This is a genomic window from Paenibacillus brevis (assembly GCF_018919145.1).
Classification (GTDB): Bacteria; Bacillota; Bacilli; order Paenibacillales; family Paenibacillaceae; genus Fontibacillus; species Fontibacillus brevis.
In genome coordinates this window covers 38,428-62,507 of record NZ_JAHLQJ010000005.1, presented here as the reverse complement: position 1 = coordinate 62,507, position 24,080 = coordinate 38,428, and the positions used below count along the sequence as shown (strand labels likewise).

The following is a 24,080-nucleotide window of genomic DNA, read 5'->3' as shown; positions in this document are numbered from 1 at the left end:
ATTATCGGATTTACTATTTCCAAATTGAACATTCTGTGAGAGAATAGTGAAAACAACTTGACCGACGGGTCGATTATAGCCAAATTAAAGGAGGATTACCCTATGTCCGAAGAACGTCAATTTGCCCCCGAAACCCTAGCTATTCATGCAGGGCAGGAGCCGGATCCCGTAACAAATTCACGAGCAGTTCCGTTGTATCAGACCACTTCTTACGTATTTAATGATACTGAGCATGCTGCCAATTTGTTTGGTCTGAAGGAATTCGGCAACATTTATTCCCGGATCATGAACCCGACGAATGATGTCTTTGAGAAACGCATTGCAGCGCTTGAAGGCGGAGTCGGTGCTTTGGCAACGGCTTCCGGACAAGCGGCGATTACCTTCTCGATTCTGAATATAGCCGGGGCAGGGGATGAGATCGTGTCCTCATCTACCTTGTATGGCGGAACTTATAACCTTTTCGCGATTACTCTGGCGAAGCTGGGAATTACCGTGAAATTCGTGGATGCCTCAAATCCGGAAAATTTCCGTGCGGCAATTACCGACAAGACCAAGGCTGTATACGCAGAGACGATTGGAAACCCCAAAGGTGATGTGCTCGACATTGAAGCTGTAGCGGCGATTGCTCATGAGAACGGCCTCCCGCTGATCGTGGATAACACTTTTCCGAGCCCTTATCTGCTTCGGCCGATTGATTATGGCGCAGATATAGTCGTGCATTCCGCGACCAAATTCATCGGAGGACACGGTACTTCGATTGGCGGTGTCATCGTCGACAGCGGCAAGTTCGACTGGACCGCGAATGATAAGTTCCCGGGACTGACTCAGCCGGACCCAAGCTATAATGGTGTTGTCTATACCGCAGCCGTCGGCCCGCTTGCCTATATTATTAAAGCACGGGTTCAACTGCAGCGCGACCTGGGCGCCTCTTTGTCTCCATTCAATGCATGGCTGCTGATTCAAGGGCTGGAGACTCTTCATCTTCGCGTGGAGCGTCACAGCGAGAATGCTCTCAAGGTAGCCAAGTACCTGGAGCAGCATGAAGCCGTGGAATGGGTAAGCTATGCCGGCCTTCCAAGCCACCCTTCCTATGACTTGGCCCGGAAATACCTGCCTAAGGGTCAGGGAGCGATTCTTACCTTTGGCATAAAGGGAGGTCTGGAAGCAGGACGCAAGCTGATCGAAAGCGTGAAGCTGTTCTCTCACCTGGCCAATGTCGGTGACTCGAAGTCTCTGATCATTCACCCGGCAAGCACAACGCACCAGCAATTGAACGAAGCGGAGCAGGAGGCGGCTGGAGTTAATCCTGAGCTGATTCGTCTGTCTGTCGGGACAGAAGCCATTGACGATATTCTCTATGATTTGGAACAGGCGATCGCCGCCAGCCAAGTCTAATCCAATTAAGAGGGTGTCCCTAAAATTTTGTACACCCTTAATAACAAAACAGAGTGATATTCATTTAGAAACCAAGGAGCTAAGCGGCCTTCTCTCGCTTGATTCCTTGGTTTCTTTTTGCGTCCAACTGCGGCTTTCTTAATCAAATTATGGGCGAGAGAAAAGCCGTCCTACCTCCATGCTTGCTGGTTTTGGCAAACCTCTAAGCTTTAGCTGCATTTGTCACTAAAATAAGCTCGGTCCGGCTCCAGCAGCGGATTCCGCCGCATGAACGTCCACGCCAGCGATTTTAATGCCTTTTGGCACTTATTTCGCCGCACGAACGCCCATGCCAGCAATTTTAATGCCTTTTGGCATTTATTTCGCCGCATGAACGCCCACGCCAGCGATTTTAATGCCTTTTGGCACTTATTTCGCCGCACGAACGCCCATGCCAGCAATTTTAATGCCTTTTGGCATTTATTTCGCCGCATGAACGCCCACGCCAGCGATTTTAATGCCTTTTGGCACTTATTTCGCCGCACGAACGCCCATGCCAGCAATTTTAATGCCTTTTGGCATTTATTTCGCCGCCCGAGCCGCCCACCAATCATTTTAGTGCTTTTCGGCACTTGTTTCGCAACGCACGGCGTAATCTCACTTTTTTTCATTTATTTCTATTTGATGGTTTACATTGCAGGTACTTAGGAATACAATAAAATTAAATAAAAGTTTCCCACGCGCAATTTTATTGTATTAGTACAAAAATGATTATCATTCTCAATAACATGCTGCTCCGGAGTTTCCGGGGCAGCATGTGCCATTTTTAGGGGGCTAACAATGGTATTCATTATCAATTAGCTAGAGGGAACAACGAGGAGGAGATCACAATGGAAGCGAAAGCATATTTAAAGCCGAAGGAAGCAACGGCGAAAACTTCGGGCAATCCTGATCCGGGGGGCAAGCATCGGAGATCATTCGCCCGGCTGCTGCGTCATCGGGAAATGATGATGGCGCTGGGCAGCGGAGTTATGATGCTGATCGGATGGATAGCGGGACAGTGGGCTCTCCCGGGCTGGCTCTCAACCGGTATGTATATTGCGGCTTACGGGCTGGGAGGATTTGCGAAAGCGCGAGACGGTGTTGCGACATTGCTGCGCGAAAAGGACTTGGATGTGAATCTGCTAATGATTGCCGCTGCTGCCGGAGCAGCCGCGATCGGTTATTGGAATGAAGGGGCGATGTTGATCTTTATCTTTGCCCTTAGCGGTGCCTTGGAATCCTATGCCAGTGAACAGAGCAAAAAAGACATCTCAGCGCTTGCCGCGCTTCGCCCCGAGACAGCTGTAAAAATCGAGGGCGGAGTAAGGAGAGAGGTCCGGGTTGAGGAATTGGAGGTTGGAGACCTGTTGTTGATCAGACCCGATGAGGTCATTCCCGCAGACGGTTTGATTCAAAATGGGGATTCCTATGTCAACCAGGCATCAATTACCGGTGAGTCGGTTCCCGTCCGCAAGGGAAGGGGAGATGAGGTCTATGCCGGAACGCTCAATGAGGATGGCGCACTTTATGTTACCGTCGAATCACCTGCTGAAGGGACTCTTTTTGCCAAAATCATCAAGCTTGTTGAACAAGCGGAAAAGGAAACCCCCAAAACGCAGCAGTTTATTAAGCGGCTTGAAGGCACTTATGCTAAAGCCGTTCTTGCGGTTACAGCAGTTCTGCTGCTGTTGTCACCTGTAATATTGGGATGGTCCTGGGAGCAGAGCTTCTATAAATCCATGGTGTTTCTGGTGGTTGCTTCTCCATGTGCCCTGGTCTCCTCAGTGATGCCGGTCATGCTGTCGGCCATGTCCAGAAGCGCGCGCCGGGGCGTGCTGTTCAAGGCGGCTGCTTCAATGGATCGGCTGGCAGGTGTCAAGGTAGCCGCTTTCGATAAGACAGGGACGCTGACCTTAGGCAATCCGATTGTAACGGAGATGATCACCTTGGAAGGATGGGAGCGGGGCGAGGTATTGGCTGCTGCCGCTTCGATAGAGCAATGGTCAAGGCATCCGCTCGCCCGTGCCATCCTTGCGGAGGCCAAAAAGGAGAACTTGGAGCTGCCGGCGGCGGAAGATATCCTGTCGCTTCCAGGGCGGGGGATTCAGGCAAGTGTCGGCGGAAGAACATGGATCATTGAAAAAGCGAATGAGCAGGATCTGCTGTTCCCGGATCAACTGAGAGAAGTAATCCACGGACTGACAGAGCAAGGAAACACGGTATCCGCTATTAGCTGTGATGGGAACTATGCAGCTATTCTTGGAATTCGGGATGAAATCAGGCCGGAAGCAAGGGAGGCCATCTCGAGGCTGCATCGGTTGGGGATCAAGACGGTCATGCTGACCGGGGACCGAAAAGTAACGGCGGACTTCATTGCGGCCGCTGCGGGAATCGATGAGGTATATGGTGATCTGCTTCCGGAAGAGAAGCTGGAGCGGGTCAAAGAGCTGGGACAGCGGATCGGCCAGGTGGCCATGATCGGTGACGGTGTTAATGATGCCCCTGCGCTGGCGACGGCTTCGGTCGGAATTGCAATGGGTGAGGGAGGCAGCGGTGCCGCACTTGATGTCGCAGATATCGTGCTTATGAACGGCAAGCTCGACAAGCTTGCGGATACGATGGAGCTGGCAGCAAGGGCCCGCAGAGTCGTTATGCAGAACCTGATTTTTGCGGGAACCGTGATTTTGCTGCTTGTTACCAGTAACTTCATTCAGGACATTCCGCTTCCGCTCGGCGTTATCGGCCATGAAGGAAGTACGATCCTGGTGATCTTGAACGGACTGCGCTTGCTGCGTTAATCGGAATGTGCAAGACATTTCATCATTCCTTCATGTAAACTTCACCCAACCTTACAGCCGGAATTGTTGACACTGCAGGAGACAGTCCACATAATTAATCTTATAATGAAAGTTCAGAAAGTCAGCTTTCAGCTAATTTTATTCTATTCATGGGTATATGAACTGTATTTCGCTTCTGAGGAGGAGTCTATGATGTATAAATCCATTATTATCGGAACCGGACCTGCGGGTCTGACTGCCGCTATCTATCTGGCACGCGCCAATATGAATCCATTGGTGATTGAAGGACCGCAGCCTGGCGGACAGCTTACGACTACTACAGAGGTTGAGAATTTTCCGGGATTTCCAGACGGAATTATGGGTCCGGAGTTAATGGACAATATGCGGAAGCAAGCCGAGCGGTTTGGTGCGGAGTTCCGTACAGGTTGGGTCAATCAAGTGGATTTAAGCCGTCGTCCATTTGAGCTGCAAGTGGAAGGAATCGGCGAATTGCTTGCGGAGAGTCTGGTGCTCTCGACAGGTGCTACTGCTAAGTACCTTGGCATTCCTGGCGAACAGGAAAATGTAGGCCGCGGGGTGAGTACCTGTGCGACCTGTGACGGCTTCTTCTTCCGGAACAAAGAGATTATTGTTGTGGGCGGGGGAGATTCCGCATTGGAGGAAGCCGGATTCCTTACGCGCTTTGCTTCCAAGGTGACGCTGGTACACCGCCGGGATGAGCTGCGGGGCTCGAAGATTATGCAGGATCGGGTACGTCTGAATGAAAAAGTAGAATGGGCGCTGAACCGCACTCCACTGGAGGTTGTGGTGAACGAGAACGGGGTGGTGACCGGACTCAAGGTTCGAAATAATGCTACTGAAGAGGAAGAATTCATTTCCGCGTCCGGCGTTTTCGTCGCGATCGGCCATCATCCGAATACCGCCTTTTTGGAGGGCCAAATTGAGACTGATGAGAATGGTTATATTCTGGTAACGCCAGGCACTTCGCAGACTAATATTCCGGGAGTATTCGCTTGCGGCGATGTGCAGGATACGCGCTACAAGCAGGCAATTACTGCAGCAGGCAGCGGATGCATGGCAGCGCTGGATTGCGAGAAGTTTCTGGAGAGCAAGGAGCATCAAGCAGTAGCTCAGAATAGCATTATAGGTTAAAATAAAGGCCGCACTCAAGAGATGGAATTTTCCGATTCTTGAGTGCGGCCCTGTTTATGCCGAATTCATCGAGTCTGTAACTTACACGAGCAAGCCGACGATCAGTTGAAACATAAAGTATCCGATCACGCCGCTGCCGATCAGGCCAAGTCCGACCTTTTTCTTTCCTTGAAATAGCCGGAGAATTCCCAGACTGACTAAAGGTGCGATAATCAAGAGAAAGAACATCACGGCGATAAATAATTCGATGGAAATATCCGAAAGATCAACAATCGTCATGGCAGTAACCGCTCCCCAACTTTGAAAATGATTTAAGCAATGACATATATCACAATATTGAACTGTTTTTTTATTATACCAAACCTGATTTCATTTTTGGATGCCCAGGTTTGAAAAATAAGTCAATTTAACGTCAGTTTTATTTGTGTATTCAAAATATCAGAAACTTCATGATTTGCGTAAAGGAACACTCGTGACTTCAGTCGCGAGAGGAATTTACGTGTTCTGCCGCCTGTATTTAGTTCAGTTCCTTTAACTGCCTCCCTCTAAATAATTGTTAATTAAATACATGTAGTGGTCTTCCGATGCGAACAATTGTTTGGAATAATGGTTATGTAGGTAATCAGAACCTGATTTTGGTTTTGCCCCCATTAATCCAATGAATCGTGGTGATCGGTAGGATGGAAGAAAAGAAAAAGATCACAGTAACCGCTAAAGTGAAGCTTATTCCGTCACCCGAGCAAGCGGAGCAAATGCTTCAAACGATTCGTGCTTATCGGCAAGCGTGCAATCTGGTCTCTCAGACTGTCTATATGACGAGGATTCGTCATGTACATTCGCTTCACAAGCTTCACTACCATGAACTGCGAAACACCTTCAATCTACGGTCACAGATGGCACAATCTGTTCTGAAAACGGTGGTTGCTCGGTATAAGTCAGCTGTCAGTAACGGTCATCCGTGGACTCGGGTTCACTTCAAAAAGCCCGAGTACGACCTTGTCTGGCATCGCGACTATTCACTGAGCAAGCAACTCTTCTCTATCAATACGCTTCAAGGGCGCGTCAAGGTCCCTTTTGTTATGAAAGGGATGGAGACCTATTTTGGCTCTACATGGTCTTTTGGTAGTGCCAAGTTAGTTACAAAGCGCGGAAAGTGGTATCTGTACATTCCCATGACCAGAGAAGTCGAAGAAACTGCCCTTCCCTTGATCAATCAAGTTGTTGGTATTGATTTAGGCATCAACTTTGTTGCAACTACCTATGATACCGCAGGGGAAAGTGTGTTCTATCCGGGCAGACCGATTAAGGATAAGCGGTCACAATATAAGATTCTACGTAAAACGTTGCAACAAGTCGGCACACCTTCATCACGCAGGAAGCTGAAACGAATCGGTGAACGAGAAAACCGCTGGATGACCCAAGTGAACCATGTCATCTCAAAGGCACTCGTTGAACGGTACAAGCCATCTACCCTATTTGTTGTAGAAGACTTAACGGGTATCCGAAAAGCTACTGAAAAGGTTCGAGTTAAAGACCGTTATGAGTTCGTGTCATGGTCATTCTACCAGCTTAGACAGATGATCGAATACAAGGCAGCCCTCCGCGGAGCCGTTGTAATCGCAGTTGATCCCAGGTACACATCACAGACCTGCCCGAAGTGTACTTACAAAAACAAAGCGAATCGGGATAAAAAGAAGCATTGTTTTTGCTGTAGGGCATGTGGCTATAGATCCAATGATGACCGTGTTGCTGCAATGAATCTTCAGCGTATTGGAATGAAGTACATCGCTGAAGGGGTTATGTAGGTACACCTACATAGCTGGGCAGCTGTCAGCCTGCCTAATGTAACGCCACCTATAAGGAAGGAGGCTAACTATCGTTCTCACTTCCGGGCAGTTACAAGTTTGCGACTTCAGTCGTGAGTTGTTGACAAAGCGTGTCCTACTGACAAAACTAGAAGACTTTTGCGGTTAATCCTGTGCTACAATAGAAAAGATAGCGGAATTTTCCAAGGGAGGAAGCGAGCATGAGACAAGGACGAGGCCACTTCTGGATTTCAGCGGGAATTGCAGGAACAGTGCTCCTTTGCAGTATTCCGGCCAATTGGAACAATGTTATCGTCGTAGCCGCAGCGAAGCAGGCTTATGTGACTACAACTCAGGGCATTCAGCAAGAGTTCGTCACGGGCATGAAGGCCCGTCAAACCTCAATCAGCTTCAAATACAAGGGCTCTACAAAATCAATGGGGAGTCTGCTCCAGACTGCGATGAATGCGGCTCTGGAAAGCGACCCTTACACGAAATATGTAGTGGAGCGTTATAACTACTCTTGGGAAGGAACCAAGAACGGGATTGTGAATATCACGTTAAAGGTGACTTATCGGGAAAATGCGGCCCAGAGCAATTATGTGAACAAGCGCGCCGCAGAAATTCTCAAGCAAATTCTGGTTGCCGGTATGAATGAGCATGAGAAAGTGAAGGCAATACATGACTATGTCGTTCAAAATATGAAATATGACACTCAAATGAAAAAATATACGGCTTATGATGCCGTCTATTCAGGCGAAGCGGTCTGTCAGGGCTATGCCCTTCTTACCTACAGGCTGTTGGAGCAATCAGGAATGAAGAATTTAATTGTAGAAGGAATGGCTGGAGGACAGCGGCATGCCTGGAACCTAGTTCAGATCAATGGAGCATGGTACCATCTGGACACGACGTGGGACGATCCGATCGGATCGCTTCCCGATGACATCAGCTATAAGTATTATCTGCTCAATGATCAGCAGATCAGGAAGGATCATAGCTGGAGTGTCAGTGTGCCCGTAGCTTCAACGTTGTATCGGGATGCATTGCAGGTGTTGGAGTCTAAGGGGGATAACCGGGCAGCTTTCTATCAACAGCTTCAAGTAGAGTTGGGCTACGACCTGTATAAGCGGGAGAACGTGATCACTTCCAAGGCTCAGCTTAAAAATGCGGTTGCGGCAAAGCTCAAGGACGGCGGCATGAATATCACGATTCGTTATGCCGGAACCTTGGAGCAATTACTTGAGGACCTGCCGGAGCTGTATCAGTTCCCAATCGACCGGATCACGTATATGTCCGAACCATTTGAGGATACTGGAGATCTGAAAGTGTGGATTGCCTGGGAGCTTTGATTCGAAGAAAATAAGTAATAATCAGAGGGTGCTTCCTAGTCAGTGACTTTGGGGACACCTCTTTTTCATATGGGGAGCTGTTGGCTTTCTGCTGCCCTCCGAAGGGAGCATAAAGCCGGGAGCAGTATATATATAGAAGCTGAGCAAGGCCCGCTTGAGCACGGGAACGTTTTATTTATATAGAAGAGGGAGAATCTCATGGCTTATAAAGTACTATTGGTTGAGGATGATACACAAATCGTGGAAATGCTCCAGGGTTATTTAGAAAAAGAAGGCTATGATGTTACGGCTGCGCTGAATGGGGTGGATGGGCTCATCCGATTTGGACAGGATCATTTCGATCTGGTTATCGTGGATATTATGATGCCACAACTCGACGGGATTGAGGTCATTAAACAAATAAGGAATCAAAGCGCTATTCCCGTTATCATCGTGTCTGCCAAGGACGGCGATGTGGACAAGGCGATTGGACTCGGCTTCGGGGCGGATGATTACATTGCGAAGCCCTTCTCCCTGATTGAAGTATCGGCCCGGATTAAAGCGATGATCCGCAGGGCTACCATGTATTCAAATCCAGAGACTTCGGTCCTCCAAGACCAGGCCCCTGAATTTAAGGTTTTGAATTTCGGGGATTTACAGATAGATTTGGACAATTATTCAGCCAGGAGGGACGAGACAGATCTTAAGCTGACGGCTAAAGAATTTGAAATTCTCAAGCTGTTTGCCACTAATCCTAACAGGGTGTTTACGAAAGCGCAGATTTACAGATTTATATGGAACGATGAATATTATGGCGATGAGAATGTCATAAACGTACATATCCGCCGGCTGCGCGAGAAGATAGAGGACGAGCCATCTAACCCCCGCTATATAAAAACCTTGTGGGGCATCGGCTATAAATGGGATGGTCAATAACATGGTGATTGCTCTAGTTATTCTTGTTGTCCTAGTTGTTGTCCTGGCGGTCATTGCTGCGGTTCAATTTTATGCCTATCAGGTGAGAAGCGCTAACCTGAAGCACATTCAGAATCAGCTGAACAGCATCATCACGGAAGGGACGAACGAGAAGCTGCTCGTGTTTACATCGGATCAAGCCTTGATTCCCGTTCTGATCGAAATTAACCGACTGCTGGAGCATAATCAGCAGAGAGCCGCAGATTTTATGGAGATGGAGCAAGCGATGCGCAAAATGATCTCCAACATTTCTCATGATTTAAAGACTCCCCTCACGGTGGTGCTTGGCTATCTGGAGACGCTTCATCTTCACCCGGGCATTAGCGAGGAGGAACGGAAGGCGCTGCAAGGCAAAGTGTACGTCAAGGCCAACGAGGTTCTGGAGCTGATTCACAAATTTTTTGATCTGGCCAGACTGGAGTCCGGAGATAAGCGGATTGAGCTTTCGCCCGTTGACATCAATGAAGTGTCCCGAAAAAACATATTAGCCTTTTACGACACCCTTACGGCCAAGGGATTTGAGGTGTTGATCGAAATTCCGGACAACCCGCTTCTCGTATGGGGAAATGAGGAGGCGCTGGAGCGGATTCTGAACAATCTAATCTCCAACGCCATCCGGCATGGCGGGGAAGGAAAAACGCTTGGGTTAACCTTGCGGGCCGATGATGATTTTGTGTATATGGAGGTTTGGGACCGGGGCAAGGGAATTAGCGAGCTTCATCAGGAACGGGTGTTTGAACGAATGTATACCCTCGAGGACTCACGCAATAAATTTTTTCAAGGCAGCGGTCTGGGACTAACCATTACCAAAAGGCTGGTGGAGGCGCAAGAAGGCGTTATCCGCATCCACAGCAAGCCCTATGAAAAAACGATCTTTACCGTCCAGCTAAAACACATCTCCTTTTCAAAGTAAGAAATTCGTAAGGAACGAGTAAGAAAGAAGGAAAGACTAATCCTTAGAATAAATCTTGCAGGGAATAAAGGAGGGATACAAGGATGACTTATACGGTAAGAACGAAACAGCTTACCCGTGCTTATAACGGCAAGGAGGCTGTTTCCAATGTGAATCTGAACATCAGGCAGGGGGAAATCTACGGTCTGCTCGGCCCCAACGGAGCGGGAAAAACAACCGTCATGAAAATGCTCACCAATCTGGTCAAACCGACAGCAGGGGAGATTGAAATTTTCGGAAAAAAGCTGACTCCTCATTCATACCACTTATTAGGGCGAATGGGTACGATCATTGAAAACCCAATTTTTTACGAAAGATTAACAGCCCGGGAGAATTTGGATCTTCACTGTGAGTACATGGGCTATTACAACAAACAGTCGATTACTGAAGCGCTTGAGCTGGTGAGTCTGAAGGAAGTTGAAGGGAAGCCTGTTAAGGATTTTTCGCTGGGGATGAAGCAGCGCCTTAACATTGCAAGGGCTATTTTGACTAAGCCGGAGCTGCTTATTCTGGACGAACCCATTAATGGCCTCGATCCGGTGGGGATCAAAGAGTTTCGGGATTTATTCAAAATGCTGTGCAAGCAGTATGGAATCACGATTCTTATTTCCAGTCATATTCTTGCCGAGATTGAGCTGATTGCGGATACGATTGCGGTGATGAATGAAGGGAAGCTGCTGCAGGAGGTTTCCATGGATCATATCGCTCAGCAGACTGCGGAATATATCGAACTCACTACCCCTTCAACCCATAAAGCCGCTTATGTGCTGGAGAACTATTTGAACCTCACGAATATCCGGATCACCGGAGATGCCGAGCTTCGTATTTATGACTGCCCCATTTCTCAAAGTGAACTAATGAAGGGCTTGGTGCTGCATGAGGTAGAGCTTGAGGCTGTCCATCAGAAAAAAGGGTCGCTGGAGGATTATTTCCTTTCGATCCTGAAAGGAGGTGGCACTGTTGCTTAAGCTTATGAAGCTGGAAATGCGTAAATTTCGTTTAAGCTCGTATATTTACGCTGCTTTACTTGCGACTGCCGTTATTTTTATCCTGATGTGCACCTTCAGCTTGAATGCGGAAATGAGAGAAATTTTCCCCATAATGAACTATGAAAATTGGTTCACTATTCTAGATGTGCTCGTCCGGGGGACCTATATCGTATTCGCTGCCGTGCTTCTTGCCAGGATTGTAATAGAAGAGTATCGGAGCAAATCTATTAACGTCCTGTTTATGTACCCTATTAACCGGAAAAAGCTTATTGCCGCCAAGCTGCTGGTCATCATCGTGTTTGTATTTTCGGCCTATATCCTGACAAATCTGGTGGTGGGAATAAGCATCTATATAGTAAACCAGTTCATCTCAATCATCCCGGAGCCTCTGACCTTGTCGATTGTGTTCAAAACGTTGACGACGATCGTCATGAGTGCGTTGGCGACCAGCTTTTTAAGCCTGATCCCCTTGTATGTTGGCATGCGCAAGCATTCGGTGTCAGCAACCATTGTTTCGTCGTTCCTGGTCGCTGCGGTTGTCTGCCAGACCGTTGAGGGCTTCAACCTCTTTTCTATTGTCGCCGTCCCGGTGAGTATGGCGCTACTCGGTGCGGCTGTCGCTTACCTTTCCATTCGTAATGTTGAACGTGACGACGTACTTTAATAGCGCTGGGGAGGAAATGAGATGCTGAATACCATACTGAAATGGCTGCTGATTTTAAGTGCCGCTTCATTGCTGGTGAACGTACTGCTTTTTGCAGGCACAGGCAATCGCACGCTGCTCGTTAACGTTGCAGGTAATGCCGGCTTGGGGCTCGTATTGGCCTTGTACCTGGGAATCGTCAGAAAAAAGCGGTAGGCTTGCCTTTCCGGCAAAGAGCATAGAGAGCTGCTATTACGTTTACGGCAGAAGACCGCAGAACCTGGGAGGTATCTCGGTCTTTTATATGGCATAAAAGAAGAGGATGCTACAAGGTTCACTTGTGGCATCCTCTCTGCTTGCTCTGAAGGCTGACTTCTGATGGCTGAACTCTGCTTGCTCTGAAGGCCTAGCTTTGTTGTTTTTGCTTACCTTACTGCACCAGTGTGCTTCGCTCTGTTTGTGTTTCACATTGTGTGCTCCACTGTTTACTGCTGCTGAGGTTTATTTGCGCTTGGCCATCTGCTGCCAGACTGTTCCCGCCGCCTCTTCTCCAGATTGAATTCGCTCGACCGCCATTCTGGCCTGGAGCCCGACCTCAAATTCAACGTCATCGACGGCTTCAATGAGCGCGTCCAGCGCGTCGTCGGTTCCCACCTCATAGAGGAAGCGCGCTGCCCGCCAGCGCACTAGCTTGCTGCTGTCCTTCAGCGCAGCGATCATCGCCGGTGTTACCGAAGGATCGCCGATGTCGGACAGCGTGTCGCCGGCCGTGCGCCGAACGGCCGGCGAGCGGTCGCGGAGCGCCTCGCACAGCAGCTCCACCGCCTCCGGCGTCTTCAGGTCGCCGAGGTACACGACCGCGAGGCGCCGGATCTGAAGCTGCGGATCGCGCAGCGCTTCCGCCAGCAAAGGCAGTGCCTCGGGGCCTGGCTGCTGAAGCGCCTCGAGCCCCGCGTAGCGCACATGCCAGTCCGCGTGCTCCATCATCCCGCGGACCTCCGCAAGCCCGAGCGTGCGGCGCTGCTCGATGAATTCAGCCTCGCTGCGCCCGTGAGCGATGGCTTGCGTCTTAATCGTCTCCAGCCGCTCCGGCGGATAAGCGGCTTCCAATTCCTGCTCGACCTCGCGGGCGATCTCGGCCGGCTCTCCATAGCGGACGCCGTAATCCGTCAGCTTCCGCTCCTTGATGAGCGTGGCGCTTGCCACCTCGGTCACCGCCGAGACGAAGCGCTCCCCGAGACTGATCCGCTCCTCGTGCTGCCCGGACTTGACGCGGATCTGCATCGGGATGCCGCGGAAAAACTGCACCAGCACTTCGGATTCGCCGTAGCCGGCAGCCTTGGCAGCCTCAGGGTCCCAAGCGGAGGAGATGCCCTCCTGGCCGAACTGGTGCTCAACCTCAGCAAGGATGGCAGCCCAATCCGCCCCGCCTTTACGGTCAAGAGCGATAAAATCCGCTGTATGAAAGACACTTTTTACTCCCGGAATGCGAAGCATGTCGGCAATCCATGGAGGAGCGGAACGAATGTTATCGGTCGTGTATGTTCTGCGGATCCCGGACTCCAGCGTCTCATCCAGATGGAGCTTCATGGAATTAGGGCTTGGGGTAGGCTCAATAAAGACAATTTTCATCTCCGTGTAAAAGCTCCTTTCAAAAAAATACTTCAAATCTATTGTATCTTATGTTTTCGAGAAGCCCAAGTTCCTGCCTTATAATCCGGAAAAGAGCAAAGGAATAAAAAGGAATCGAATTGACACACTAACTTGAGAGGTAGTTCAAAAAGTCAGCTTTTGATCACGAAGTAATTCAAGAGGTTGATTCGGCATCGAATCTTGCGTTCACCCTCGAAGTCGGCTTCTGATCAGAGGTGTTGGATAAAGGAAGGAGAGCGCATGTTCAAGAAGCAGGAAAAAACCTTAATCTTCGTCTGTCTTGTCATCGCTGTCATTATGCTGGCGGCATTTGTCCGAAGTACGCTTCGTTTCATGCAATATTATCCTTAAGGAGTGAAATTCCGATGCTATCGATGGATCCCGTTACCTTAAGCCGGATACTTACCGGGCTCACATTATTCGTACATATTATCTTTGCCTCCATCGGCGTGGGAATCCCCCTGATGATCGCGTTGGCGGAATGGAGGGGCATCAGAACGAAGGATCCCCACTATACGCTGCTTGCCCGCCGCTGGGCAAGGGGCTTTGTCATCTCTGTGGCGGTTGGCGTTGTAACAGGCACGGCGATTGGCTTGCAGCTGAGCCTGCTCTGGCCTACCTTTATGCGGGTTGCCGGCCATGCAATTGCTTTGCCGCTATTCATGGAGACGTTTGCCTTTTTTATCGAAGCAATTTTTCTCGGGATGTATCTGTATACCTGGGACCGCTTCAAAAAGCCGATGCTTCATTTATTATTGCTTATTCCTGTGGCGATCGGCTCTTCGGCATCGGCATTCTTCATTACGAGTCTGAATGCATTTATGAATTCACCGCAAGGCTTCACTTTAAGGAACGGAGTCTTCACCGATGTGCAGCCGCTGGCAGCCATGTTCAATCCGGCTACCCCGACCAAGGTGTCTCATGTGTTGGCTTCATCCTATACGCTGAGCGCCGGGCTGTTGGCTGGTATTGCCGCATACAGCATGCTGCGGGGGCGCAAGGAGGTTTATTTCAAAAAGGCTTTAAACCTGACTGTGATGGCTTCCTTTATCTTTGCTGCCAGTACGGCTATTATCGGGGATTTTTCCGGAAAATTTCTGGCTCATTATCAGCCTGAGAAGCTGGCGGCGGCTGAATGGCACTTTGAGACCATGACGCAGGCTCCATTGATCTTTGGCGGTGTGCGCGATGAGAACGGTAACGTCCATTATGCCTTGAAAATTCCGTACGCGCTCAGTATTTTGGCCGGAAATTCGCCGAATACGAAGGTGATCGGTCTGGAGGAATTCCCGGAGGATGAGCGCCCGCCATTGCTCATTCACTATATGTTTGATTTAAAGGTGACGATTGGCGTTGTCTTGCTTGCTATTCCATTTTTATTTTTATTACGAAGAAGATTTCGCGGGAAAAGTAAAGGCTACCCCCGCTGGCTGCTGCTGGGGGTGATGGCGCTGGGCCCCTTAGCGATGGCGGCAATTGAGCTTGGCTGGATGTTTGCGGAGATCGGAAGGCAGCCATGGATCGTACGAGGTTATATGAAAGTATCGGAAGCGGCAACCACCTCTAACAGCGTAGGTTATATGCTGATTTTGTTCGTACTGCTGTATATTGTGCTGTGTGCTTCCTGTATTGCCGTGCTTGTCAAGCTGTTCAGAGGCAAAGACGTCAATGATGAGATGAAGCAGCTGGGGATCCCGGAAGGAGGACGGTCATGAGCTACGGAATCATAGGAATAACTGTTCTGTGGACGTTTCTGTTCGGCTATCTGATCGTGGCCTCTGTGGACTTCGGTGCGGGATTTTTCAGCTATTACAGCAAGATCACCGGGCACAATAATAAGGTGCATACGATCATTCAGCGCTATTTATCGCCGGTATGGGAAGTAACGAATGTCTTCCTGATTTTCTTTGTGGTCGGGCTGATCGGCTTTTTTCCCGATTCGGCTTATTATTATGGAACGGCATTGCTGGTGCCGGGCAGTCTCGTCACAGTATTGCTTGCCCTGCGCGGCGCATATTACGCCTATAACACTTACGGAAGCAGCAAAGAGGATAATATAACTTATATGGCGATTTACGGGGCGACGGGTCTCTTGATTCCGGCAGCCTTGTCCACTATCCTGGCGATATCCGAAGGAGGAATTATCCGGGAAGAGAACGGGAAGGTCGTACTTGACTGGGCCCGGTTCCTCACAAATCCGTATACGTGGTCCGTCATTATCCTAGCGCTGGTGTCCGTGTTGTACATTTCTGCGATGTTTCTAGCTTTCTATGCTCACAAGGCGGGGGATGAAGGAGCATTTTCCGTACTTCGCACATATGCTCTATCTTGGAGCGGACCGACAATTCTGGCCTGCCTGTTCGCATTCTTTCAGATCAACCGGCAGAACCCGGCCCATTTCAGCAACATGCTGGATATGGCCTGGATGTTCATCGCTTCACTGATTTGTTTTTTACTGGCGGTTTATTTTATATGGAAGAAGAAAAATCTCGGTTGGTCATTCCTGCTGGTCATCCTGCAGTTCGGATTTGCCTGGTACGGCTATGGAAGATCGCATCTTCCCTATATCCTGTATGACCAGATCAGTACGGCGGACAGTATAACCAACGATGTGATGGCTGGGGCGCTGATTGCCGCATTTCTCGCCGGCTTGCTCGTGCTGATTCCATCGTTGATCTTAATGATGCGCCTGTTCCTGTTCGATGCTAAATATGTAAGCGGCAGTCCGCTGAAGAAAGGATGAGGAGCCGATGGAACACTTTATCATCATGATCGCTCCTGAATTGGTCATTGTAGCGGCGGTAGTGTTCTTGTTCGTGTATGCGGCAAAATCAAAACCCCGAGCCGATGAGCTCGAATGAGAGAGGCCGTCCAGTACCACCTGAACCGGGATGTTGGAAAATTCGGTCGAGGTGCCCTACAATGAAAAAAGAGATAGATCAGGGGCTGGAAGGAGGAATCTTTAAATGCCGAAGACGCGCTATACCAATCTGGACAATATCAGTACGGATAAAACCTTAAAGCAATTCAGGCAATGGCGGGAGGAACGCCGCCGGAAGAAGAAGGACTATTCATATTTAATTCCCAATTCTCCTCCGCAGCTCGACTATTTAAGCTCCAACCGCAGCGAGCTTGCGATTACATGGATCGGGCACTCCACTTTTCTGATCCAATTCGCCGGTCTTAATATCGTTACAGACCCGGTCTGGGCAATGCGAATGGGATTTCAGCGGAGATTGGGGATGCCGGGACTGCCAATCAGCGATGTACCGGAGGTGGATGTGATCCTCATTTCACATTCGCACTACGACCATATGCATGTATCCTCCATCCGGAGATTATATCGAGAGAACACGCAGTTGATCGTTCCGATCGGGTTAGCCCGCAAGATGGCCCGCAAGGGCTTCCGGCGTGTCCGCGAGCTGAACTGGTGGGAAAGCATGCAGATTGGGGACGCCAGGATTTCCTTTGTCCCGACCCAGCACTGGACGCGGAGAACGCCATTCGATACGAACACCTCGCATTGGGGCGGGTTCGTGCTGGAGGATGTTTCAGGCTCGATGCGAAGCATCTATTTTGCCGGAGACAGCGGTTATTTTCCCGGCTTCAAGCAGATCGGAGAACGCTTCGATATCTCGGTGGCGCTATTGCCGATCGGAGCGTATGAGCCGGAATGGTTCATGACCAGCCAGCATACGACCCCGGAGGAAGCTGTTCAGGCTTTTCTCGATGTGAAGGCGGAGCTGATGGTGCCTATGCATTACGGCACATTCCGGCTTGCCGATGATACCGCAAGAGAGGCGCTGGATCGGCTGGAGGCAGACCGGGCAAAGCGCGGAATTCCCGAGGATGCGATTAAGGTGCTGCTGCACGGGGAGACATTGCGGCTTATGTAGATGAGAAAGTAGCGTGAGCACAAGTTCGAATATTTGATGCTCACGCTACTTTTTTAATTGGATTGCAAACATAGCTTTACCGGCTCCAAGTGCTGTTGTGGCACATTTCCCCCGGTTAATTGGGCCTTCAGCATTTCTATGCTTTTCCGACTGATGGCTTCAATGTTTTGAGCCACATAAGATACTCCGGGAATGTCCGGGATATCGAAAGTTATGAGCTCAATCCGATCCAATAATCCGTGCTTTCGCAAATAGGAATATACGATATGTGCTAGCCGGACATTGACGGTAAAAATTGCGGTGACATTATCTTTAGCTTCTAGAAAATCCGCGATCTTTTGCTCCGCAGTATTTTGCTGAATCGAATTCAAGCTGAGAAGACACCAAAGCGATTTATCGATGGGAATATGATGCTCCAGGTGAGCCCTTTCATAGCCGGCTGCCCGGTCTTCAGTAACTGAATTTGTGATTTCAGGCGAAATGTAAGCGATTTGGCGATGCCCTTTATTTAGCAGGTGTTTAATTGCCTCGAAGGTTCCCGTCACGTTATCGGAGATCACATGGGGGACACGAATGTTCTTGAAGAAGCGGTCAACTAGTACTATAGGAAACTTATCAAAGGACAACTGTATGATAGATTCATTATAGTTTTCTGCTTCTGTAGGGAAAATAATTAAGCCCTTGATTCCGAGCTCCAGCAGATCCCTAACCGACTGGGTCTCCTTTTCTACAGATTCTCTCGTTATGCGCAGCAGGATTTGAAATCCTTCCTCATAGGTGTACTGTTCAATATAGTTAAGCAACTGCTGGTCAATCATGTTTCTCATGCTGGGAAGGATGACCCCAATTAATACAGGATGTGTAGATACTGGATGCAACTCAGAGGATTGCGAAGATACAAAGGTCCCTTTCCCTTGAACCCGCTCAACCCACCCCTCTTCGGCAAGCCCGATTAGAGCATTTTTTGTTGTGATCTGGCTGACACAATACAGTTGAGACAGTTCCTTTTCCGAACCTACCCGATCCCCCGGGCGAAGAATCCCCAAGCGTATTTGCTCCTTGATTTTCTCTTGGATTTGCTTGTACAGCGGTTGTTCTTTCATATTGAATGATCACACCTACAACATAATATTTTTTATACCAAGTAGATTATATAATTCACTATCAGGTAAGTCTATAAATTAAAACGATATTAGTATATAAAAAAACCTTTAAAAACAAGAAAATAATTCATCTTAATATATTAAATATACTTTATACTGTATTTAGTATATATTATTCTTCAATAATATAATAGTATAAAAAAGCAACTTTAATTCAATGTATCTCAATCTATTAAACGACTTTAGAAAGGAGAGCTGGGATTTTCAAAGGGGGTTTAGAGGTCGTAGTTTTTATTATTTATGTGTAAGCGCTATCCAGAAAGGAATGAAGGTGGAAATTTCATGAAATCAGGTGCAGGGGCTGTCAAAAAACTGTCGGAAAGGGCTACGCCCTACTTATTTATTGGGCCGGCGGTCATACTCATCGCATTATTAGCAATTGTGCCGCTGGCTTACTCCATCTATATAAGTCTATTAAATTATAACTTGTCGCTGCCGAATTCGATGATCAGATGGACAGGGCTGGATAACTACAAATACATGCTGACTAATGGCCCTTTTATGAAGTCTATTGGTTGGACGCTGGTGTTCACCTTCTTTACCGTATTACTGAATGTGACGCTGGGAATGATTCTGGCCCTGATTTTAAACAACGAAAAGGTCAGCAGACAAACAAAAATTTTTAAGAGTCTGTTCATTTTGCCGATGATGCTCGCACCGGTCGTCTCGACGACGATGTGGAAGATTATGTTTGGAGCTATTTATGGTCCGATCAATTATTTGTTCGAATCGCTCGGCTTACAGGCTGTCGCATGGACTGGGGAAACTTTGCCCGCAAAGATCGCAGTTATTATTATTGACGTCTGGGGGGCAACTCCCTTCTGTATGTTAATTTTAATTGCTGCCTTGCAAACGGTGCCAAAGGATATCTATGAAAGTGCATCCATTGACGGGGCCAACCGTGTAAAAGTTTTCTTCAAGATTACGCTCCCTCTTACCCGCAACTTTATAGCACTGGTTGTTTCTTTGCGGGTCATGGACGCTTTGAAAATATTCGATTCGATTATGATCTTGACGGACGGAGGCCCTGGAGACAGTACAGAGACAATGGGCACGATGATCTACAAAACCGCATTTCGATATATGAATGTGGGCGCTGGTTCGGCAGGCGCGATCATTTTCTTTATCATTATAATTTTCGTAACGCTTATATTTATGAAATTAATCCGAAATGATCGGCAGTAGCAAGGAGGGCTGACTTTGAAAAGAAATAGCGCAGAGAAGATTGTACTTTACTTGCTGCTTGCTTTTTTTGTAATTTTGTTTTTATTTCCAATTTACTGGGCAATTACGACATCCTTTAAATCGACCGGACAGATCATGAAGGTTCCGCCGGAGTTCATCCCCTCGAAGTGGGTTCTGCAGAATTACATTGAAGTTTTTACGAAGCACCAAATTGGTACGTATTTTCTCAATAGTATGTTTGTGGCGATCACAAGTACTGCATGTGCAATTATCGTGGCTACGTTCGCTGGATACGGATTCTCCCGCTTTAAATTTAAAGGACGAGCATTCTGGCAATATGCGATTATCGTGATGAGAATGGTGCCCGGGCTTGTATTCATCATTCCTTACTACATTATTTTTCAAAAGTTAGGCATTCTGGATACTTTATTTACCCTCATTATCGTTTACGTAACAGCTGCCTTGCCATTGGCAATTTGGCTTTTCATGGGGTTCTTTGATGAATTGCCGACCGAGATCTTTGAAGCCGCAAGGATAGACGGGTGCAATGAATTCAATACGTATTGGAGAATTGCGCTTCCTCTTATCGTTCCCGGAATTGTTGTGGCAGCTATACTTGTCTTTCTGGCCGCGTACAATGAATTCAGCTTATCCCTGGTTCTTATTTTTACCGATCAGAATAAGACCCTGCCTTTGGGCATTAGCGGGATGATTCAACTGCAAAAGGATACTCCATTCGGCACTTTGGCAGCTGCTGGAACCATAGCCTTTATACCGGCGCTTATCCTGGCCTTGACGACTCAGAAATATATTCAAGCAGGAATTACAGCAGGGGCTGTAAAGGGTTAACCCCCTATGTATATCAGTTCAATTTATTAAATCTGGAGGTCAAAACCCATGAAGAAAAAATTCAACCTTATTCTTATTTGCCTATTATCGCTATCATTCGTGCTGAGCGCATGCGGCGGCAAAAGTGAATCTTCGTCCGAGCCCGCCGAACCGCAAGCGGAATTTAAAGAAGCGACCGTGGAGGCGCCGGATGTATTAGGAATTAAATTGACGGACTTGAACGGTGGAGGAACTCTGGGAGGACAATACGCAGGGCAAAAGATTGTAGTTGCTACCCGGACAGGGGATTTTGCGGATGCATTGAAGAATGCCGCAAAGTATTTTGAAGAAGCTTCAGGCGCAACGGTAGAGGTTCAAAGCTTCCCTGCAGGAAACGACATTGAGAAGATTCAGCTGGATTTGAATACCGGTCAACAGTTTGATGCTGTCCTAATGCCGGTAGCGAATATTCATAGTTATGCTGAAGGTGGGCTGGTCCAGGACCTGCAGCCGTACATTAACAGGATCGCCAGTCCGAATCTGGATCTTGAAGATTTTATTCCAAGCTTATTGAAGAGTTACGGTTTATTCCAAAATAGATTGGTAGCCTTCCCTTACAAGCCCGATTCGCAATTATTCTTCTATCGTCAGGACTTGTTTGAGGATCCGGAGATTCAACAGCTCTATAAGGAAAAGACGGGGAAGGATTTGGTGGTTCCTACTACGGTTGAAGACTTCTTGTCTACTGCTGAATTTTTCTCTCAGAAATACAATCCGGATTCTCCAACTAAATATGGATACAGCTCCATGGCCTCCAAAACAAACAGTCGTTTGATTTGGCAAAACCGGTTGGCAGCCTATGGCGGGAAAGACGTTGATGAGAATTTCGAACCTGCTTTTAACAATGAAGCCGGACTGAAAGCTATGGAAACGATGTTGGAATTGAAGAAGTATGCTCCGTCCGAATGGCTGCAATTGGGATGGGATGAAGCTAATACCCTGTTCGCAAACGGCGATGTTGCCATGATGGAGCAATGGCCGGGACTATTCAGCACAATTGAAGGTGAGCAATCTAAGGTAAAGGGGAAAGTTGGTTTCGGTGTAACGCCAGGCGGAGCCCCTACAATGGGTGGATGGGCCATCGCAATGACCAAATCGGCTAAATACCCGGATGCGACTTATAAGTTCTTGGAATATGTGACTTCAAAAGATGGAGAGCTTCTGAAAATCGACTATACGATGGACCCAACCCGGACGTCCAACTACGATCAGCCGGAAATTCTGAATTCTAGCCCGATGTACCCGGCGCTGCTGGATTCCCTGTCAGCTGCTCAGATTTTAGTGGATCCGGATGTTCCTTACGTTTCTCCTAAGCTGAACGATATTATGGAAAATGCAATTCAAGGCGTGCTGAGAGAAGAATTGTCTCCTCAGGAAGCGCTCGATGAAATGGAAGAGAATTTTATAAAGGAAATTAAAGCCGTAGGCCTAAGCCTGTAAAGCGTGATAGGTAGAGGAGAGAGATTACAACTATGAATAACAGTTATTTGCGGAATGAGTATCCGCGACCGCAATTCGAGCGTACGGCTTGGGTATGCCTAAACGGAGAGTGGCAGTTCCAATTTGACGATGCTCAGATTGGTGAGACAGAGCGTTGGTATGGGGAGGTGGCTTTGGATCGTCAGATCCAGGTTCCCTTCTGCTACCAGAGTGAACTGAGCGGAATAGGGATATCCGAATTTCATGATACCGTCTGGTATAAGAAAAAAGTCAGCATTCCTTTGGAAATGAAAGGGAAGGAGATCATTCTGCACTTTGGAGCTATTGATTACGCCTCAAAAGTATGGGTTAACGGGCATCTGGCAGCAACCCATATGGGCGGACACACCCCCTTTTCGGCAAATATTACGGAATTCCTTCGTCCGGATGAACCAAACGACATTACGGTTCAGGCACAAGATTACAGCACAGACGTAACCTTGCCTCGGGGCAAACAGTTCTGGAAGGAAAAGTCAGAGTTGATCTTTTACACTTCTACTACGGGAATTTGGCAATCTGTATGGATGGAAGCAGTAGAACCGATTCATTTAAGCCGGGTAAGCTACTACCCCGATATTGATCGTAATGAAATCGGAATCCAATATGTGGTTGAAAACTGGACAGGTGAAGCGGATATCCGGGTAAACACCCGGGTGTCCTTCCAAGGAGAGATCGTCGCAAATGAAGAGTATCAAATGATTTCTTCCAGACAGAAACGCCGCATAGAGCTTCATGATTTTAACGATCATGGTATGGGACGCTGGTGGAGTCCGGACAAGCCGAACCTCTATGATGTTGAGTACAGGGTCTTTGTGAACGGAATTGAAAGGGATGTGGTAAGAAGCTATTTCGGGATGCGGAAGGTCTCGGTAGATAGCGGGAAGCTATGTCTGAATAACCGGCCTTTCTTCATGAAGTCGGTCTTGGATCAAGGTTATTTTCCGGGAGGTATCCTCACCGCTTCTTCTGACGAGGCATTGAAACGGGATGTCGAATTAATCAAGCAGATGGGCTTTAACAGTGTGAGAAAGCATCAAAAGATTGAAGATCCCCGCTTTTTATATTGGTGCGATCACCTTGGAGTTGCTGTGTGGGGAGAAGCGGCTAACGCATACGCCTTTAGCGAGGATTATGTTCGAAAGTTTACGGCTGAATGGATTGAAGCGGTGAATCGCGACTTCAACAGCCCGTCCATTATGGTGTGGGTTCCTTTAAATGAAAGCTGGGGAATCCCGAATATCAAGGTGGATGAGCAACAGCGTTCTCATGCAATGGCTATGTATCATTTGACGAAGTCGCTTGATCCTACCCGATTGGTCATTTCAAATGATGGCTGGGAGCATGTTCAATCGGATCTATGCACCATTCACGATTATCAATGGGATTACAATAAACTGGTCATGAAATATAGCGAGATTGAATCGGCTATGGACGCTCCTCAGAATCGTGATGTATATGTGCGGGGCTTCCAATATGATGGACAACCGATTCTAATGACTGAGTTTGGAGGGATATCTTTCCAAATGGGTGACGTTACCGGCTGGGGATATTCGGGGGCCAGCGATACGGAAGATTTCAAAAAACGTGTGCGGGCCGTTATCAAAGCTATGTATGATTCAACACTGATTCAGGGCTACTGCTATACTCAATTGACGGATGTAGAGCAAGAAATCAACGGATTACTGGATTTTAACCGCGAACCGAAAATTCCGTTGGCTGTGATCAGAGATTTTAATGAAGGTAAGTTTTGAATAGGAG

The 24,080-nt window shown here is 48.1% G+C and carries 22 protein-coding genes; 18 read left to right on the top strand and 4 right to left on the bottom strand.

Annotated features, from left to right (window positions below; translation table 11 throughout):
• The first annotated feature begins 102 nt into the window (after positions 1–102).
• Positions 103–1,395 (top strand): homocysteine synthase, encoded by a 1,293-nt coding sequence (locus tag KQJ23_RS07215; protein ID WP_216478184.1) that lies wholly within the window; start codon positions 103–105, stop codon positions 1,393–1,395.
• A gap of 209 nt (positions 1,396–1,604) precedes the next feature.
• Here the strand turns inward: KQJ23_RS07215 and KQJ23_RS24160 are convergent, their stop codons facing one another.
• Positions 1,605–1,988, bottom strand: a complete 384-nt coding sequence (locus KQJ23_RS24160; protein WP_430522288.1) for a tetratricopeptide repeat protein — start codon at positions 1,986–1,988, stop codon at positions 1,605–1,607.
• A gap of 276 nt (positions 1,989–2,264) precedes the next feature.
• Here KQJ23_RS24160 and KQJ23_RS07205 point away from each other — a divergent pair, with 276 nt between their 5' ends.
• Together KQJ23_RS07205 and trxB are read left to right on the top strand one after the other, a co-directional pair.
• A complete protein-coding gene (locus tag KQJ23_RS07205; RefSeq protein ID WP_216478182.1) occupies positions 2,265–4,214 on the top strand; it encodes a heavy metal translocating P-type ATPase in 1,950 nt (649 codons plus the stop codon).
• A gap of 192 nt (positions 4,215–4,406) precedes the next feature.
• Positions 4,407–5,366: a thioredoxin-disulfide reductase gene (trxB, locus tag KQJ23_RS07200; protein ID WP_216478181.1), complete on the top strand. Its 960-nt coding sequence runs from the start codon at positions 4,407–4,409 to the stop codon at positions 5,364–5,366.
• Positions 5,367–5,447: 81 nt separating this feature from the next.
• Here trxB and KQJ23_RS07195 read toward each other — a convergent pair whose 3' ends face one another.
• Complete coding sequence (locus tag KQJ23_RS07195) at positions 5,448–5,645, bottom strand: hypothetical protein (RefSeq protein ID WP_216478180.1); 198 nt, start codon at positions 5,643–5,645, stop codon at positions 5,448–5,450.
• A 401-nt stretch (positions 5,646–6,046) separates the two neighbouring features.
• Here KQJ23_RS07195 and KQJ23_RS07190 point away from each other — a divergent pair, with 401 nt between their 5' ends.
• From KQJ23_RS07190 to KQJ23_RS07160, 7 genes are all read left to right on the top strand, one after another.
• A complete protein-coding gene (locus tag KQJ23_RS07190; protein ID WP_216478179.1) occupies positions 6,047–7,171 on the top strand; it encodes an RNA-guided endonuclease InsQ/TnpB family protein in 1,125 nt (374 codons plus the stop codon).
• A 221-nt stretch (positions 7,172–7,392) separates the two neighbouring features.
• On the top strand, positions 7,393–8,520 hold the full coding sequence (locus KQJ23_RS07185) for a transglutaminase domain-containing protein (RefSeq protein ID WP_216478178.1): 1,128 nt from the start codon (positions 7,393–7,395) through the stop codon (positions 8,518–8,520).
• A 198-nt stretch (positions 8,521–8,718) separates the two neighbouring features.
• Complete coding sequence (locus KQJ23_RS07180; RefSeq protein ID WP_216478177.1) at positions 8,719–9,435, top strand: response regulator transcription factor; 717 nt, start codon at positions 8,719–8,721, stop codon at positions 9,433–9,435.
• 1 nt (position 9,436) lies between these two features.
• The gene (locus KQJ23_RS07175) at positions 9,437–10,387 is read left to right on the top strand and encodes a sensor histidine kinase (RefSeq protein WP_216478176.1); all 951 of its coding nucleotides are present in this window, start codon (positions 9,437–9,439) and stop codon (positions 10,385–10,387) included.
• 83 nt (positions 10,388–10,470) lie between these two features.
• On the top strand, positions 10,471–11,394 hold the full coding sequence (locus tag KQJ23_RS07170) for an ABC transporter ATP-binding protein (protein ID WP_216478175.1): 924 nt from the start codon (positions 10,471–10,473) through the stop codon (positions 11,392–11,394).
• The gene (locus KQJ23_RS07165) at positions 11,387–12,079 is read left to right on the top strand and encodes an ABC transporter permease (RefSeq protein WP_249529579.1); all 693 of its coding nucleotides are present in this window, start codon (positions 11,387–11,389) and stop codon (positions 12,077–12,079) included. The genes KQJ23_RS07170 and KQJ23_RS07165 overlap by 8 nt, the downstream gene beginning before the upstream one ends.
• Before the next feature lie 21 nt (positions 12,080–12,100).
• Complete coding sequence (locus KQJ23_RS07160) at positions 12,101–12,274, top strand: hypothetical protein (protein ID WP_216478174.1); 174 nt, start codon at positions 12,101–12,103, stop codon at positions 12,272–12,274.
• 285 nt (positions 12,275–12,559) lie between these two features.
• Here the strand turns inward: KQJ23_RS07160 and KQJ23_RS07155 are convergent, their stop codons facing one another.
• Positions 12,560–13,690 carry a virulence factor gene (locus KQJ23_RS07155; RefSeq protein WP_216478173.1) on the bottom strand — a complete coding sequence of 377 codons (1,131 nt, stop codon included), beginning with the start codon at positions 13,688–13,690 and terminating at the stop codon, positions 12,560–12,562.
• 386 nt (positions 13,691–14,076) lie between these two features.
• Here KQJ23_RS07155 and KQJ23_RS07150 point away from each other — a divergent pair, with 386 nt between their 5' ends.
• From KQJ23_RS07150 to KQJ23_RS07140, 4 genes are all read left to right on the top strand, one after another.
• Positions 14,077–15,426, top strand: coding sequence for a cytochrome ubiquinol oxidase subunit I (locus KQJ23_RS07150; protein ID WP_216478172.1), 1,350 nt, complete (start codon positions 14,077–14,079; stop codon positions 15,424–15,426).
• Positions 15,423–16,454 (top strand): cytochrome d ubiquinol oxidase subunit II, encoded by a 1,032-nt coding sequence (locus tag KQJ23_RS07145; RefSeq protein WP_216478171.1) that lies wholly within the window; start codon positions 15,423–15,425, stop codon positions 16,452–16,454. Before KQJ23_RS07150 ends, KQJ23_RS07145 begins: the two co-directional genes overlap by 4 nt.
• 7 nt (positions 16,455–16,461) lie before the next feature.
• A complete protein-coding gene (cydS, locus tag KQJ23_RS24155) occupies positions 16,462–16,572 on the top strand; it encodes a cytochrome bd oxidase small subunit CydS family protein (protein ID WP_392391862.1) in 111 nt (36 codons plus the stop codon).
• 105 nt (positions 16,573–16,677) lie between these two features.
• A complete protein-coding gene (locus KQJ23_RS07140; protein WP_216478170.1) occupies positions 16,678–17,607 on the top strand; it encodes an MBL fold metallo-hydrolase in 930 nt (309 codons plus the stop codon).
• 53 nt (positions 17,608–17,660) lie between these two features.
• Here the strand turns inward: KQJ23_RS07140 and KQJ23_RS07135 are convergent, their stop codons facing one another.
• Entirely contained in the window at positions 17,661–18,710 is a 1,050-nt protein-coding gene (locus tag KQJ23_RS07135) for a GntR family transcriptional regulator (RefSeq protein WP_216478169.1), read from the bottom strand.
• A 342-nt stretch (positions 18,711–19,052) separates the two neighbouring features.
• Between KQJ23_RS07135 and KQJ23_RS07130 the strand changes: the two genes are divergently transcribed.
• The 4 genes from KQJ23_RS07130 to KQJ23_RS07115 are packed head-to-tail and all read left to right on the top strand — an operon-like array spanning position 19,053 to position 24,073.
• Positions 19,053–19,955, top strand: coding sequence for a carbohydrate ABC transporter permease (locus KQJ23_RS07130; protein ID WP_216478168.1), 903 nt, complete (start codon positions 19,053–19,055; stop codon positions 19,953–19,955).
• Positions 19,956–19,970: 15 nt separating this feature from the next.
• Positions 19,971–20,804 (top strand): carbohydrate ABC transporter permease, encoded by an 834-nt coding sequence (locus KQJ23_RS07125; RefSeq protein WP_216478167.1) that lies wholly within the window; start codon positions 19,971–19,973, stop codon positions 20,802–20,804.
• A 48-nt stretch (positions 20,805–20,852) separates the two neighbouring features.
• Positions 20,853–22,283, top strand: a complete 1,431-nt coding sequence (locus tag KQJ23_RS07120; protein WP_216478166.1) for an ABC transporter substrate-binding protein — start codon at positions 20,853–20,855, stop codon at positions 22,281–22,283.
• Between the two features lie 32 nt (positions 22,284–22,315).
• A complete protein-coding gene (locus KQJ23_RS07115; RefSeq protein ID WP_216478165.1) occupies positions 22,316–24,073 on the top strand; it encodes a glycoside hydrolase family 2 protein in 1,758 nt (585 codons plus the stop codon).
• The last annotated feature ends 7 nt before the right edge of the window (positions 24,074–24,080 follow it).

Excerpts from the sequence above, each read along its gene's own strand:
- KQJ23_RS07215 (WP_216478184.1), top strand. The coding sequence starts at position 103 with ATGTCCGAAGAACGTCAATTTGCCCCCGAAACCCTAGCTATTCATGCA.
- KQJ23_RS24160 (WP_430522288.1), bottom strand. The coding sequence starts at position 1,988 with ATGATTGGTGGGCGGCTCGGGCGGCGAAATAAATGCCAAAAGGCATTA.
- KQJ23_RS07205 (WP_216478182.1), top strand. The coding sequence starts at position 2,265 with ATGGAAGCGAAAGCATATTTAAAGCCGAAGGAAGCAACGGCGAAAACT.
- trxB (WP_216478181.1), top strand. The coding sequence starts at position 4,407 with ATGTATAAATCCATTATTATCGGAACCGGACCTGCGGGTCTGACTGCC.
- KQJ23_RS07195 (WP_216478180.1), bottom strand. The coding sequence starts at position 5,645 with ATGACGATTGTTGATCTTTCGGATATTTCCATCGAATTATTTATCGCC.
- KQJ23_RS07190 (WP_216478179.1), top strand. The coding sequence starts at position 6,047 with ATGGAAGAAAAGAAAAAGATCACAGTAACCGCTAAAGTGAAGCTTATT.
- KQJ23_RS07185 (WP_216478178.1), top strand. The coding sequence starts at position 7,393 with ATGAGACAAGGACGAGGCCACTTCTGGATTTCAGCGGGAATTGCAGGA.
- KQJ23_RS07180 (WP_216478177.1), top strand. The coding sequence starts at position 8,719 with ATGGCTTATAAAGTACTATTGGTTGAGGATGATACACAAATCGTGGAA.
- KQJ23_RS07175 (WP_216478176.1), top strand. The coding sequence starts at position 9,437 with ATGGTGATTGCTCTAGTTATTCTTGTTGTCCTAGTTGTTGTCCTGGCG.
- KQJ23_RS07170 (WP_216478175.1), top strand. The coding sequence starts at position 10,471 with ATGACTTATACGGTAAGAACGAAACAGCTTACCCGTGCTTATAACGGC.
- KQJ23_RS07160 (WP_216478174.1), top strand. The coding sequence starts at position 12,101 with ATGCTGAATACCATACTGAAATGGCTGCTGATTTTAAGTGCCGCTTCA.
- KQJ23_RS07155 (WP_216478173.1), bottom strand. The coding sequence starts at position 13,690 with ATGAAAATTGTCTTTATTGAGCCTACCCCAAGCCCTAATTCCATGAAG.
- KQJ23_RS07150 (WP_216478172.1), top strand. The coding sequence starts at position 14,077 with ATGCTATCGATGGATCCCGTTACCTTAAGCCGGATACTTACCGGGCTC.
- KQJ23_RS07145 (WP_216478171.1), top strand. The coding sequence starts at position 15,423 with ATGAGCTACGGAATCATAGGAATAACTGTTCTGTGGACGTTTCTGTTC.
- cydS (WP_392391862.1), top strand. The coding sequence starts at position 16,462 with ATGGAACACTTTATCATCATGATCGCTCCTGAATTGGTCATTGTAGCG.
- KQJ23_RS07140 (WP_216478170.1), top strand. The coding sequence starts at position 16,678 with ATGCCGAAGACGCGCTATACCAATCTGGACAATATCAGTACGGATAAA.
- KQJ23_RS07135 (WP_216478169.1), bottom strand. The coding sequence starts at position 18,710 with ATGAAAGAACAACCGCTGTACAAGCAAATCCAAGAGAAAATCAAGGAG.
- KQJ23_RS07130 (WP_216478168.1), top strand. The coding sequence starts at position 19,053 with ATGAAATCAGGTGCAGGGGCTGTCAAAAAACTGTCGGAAAGGGCTACG.
- KQJ23_RS07120 (WP_216478166.1), top strand. The coding sequence starts at position 20,853 with ATGAAGAAAAAATTCAACCTTATTCTTATTTGCCTATTATCGCTATCA.
- KQJ23_RS07115 (WP_216478165.1), top strand. The coding sequence starts at position 22,316 with ATGAATAACAGTTATTTGCGGAATGAGTATCCGCGACCGCAATTCGAG.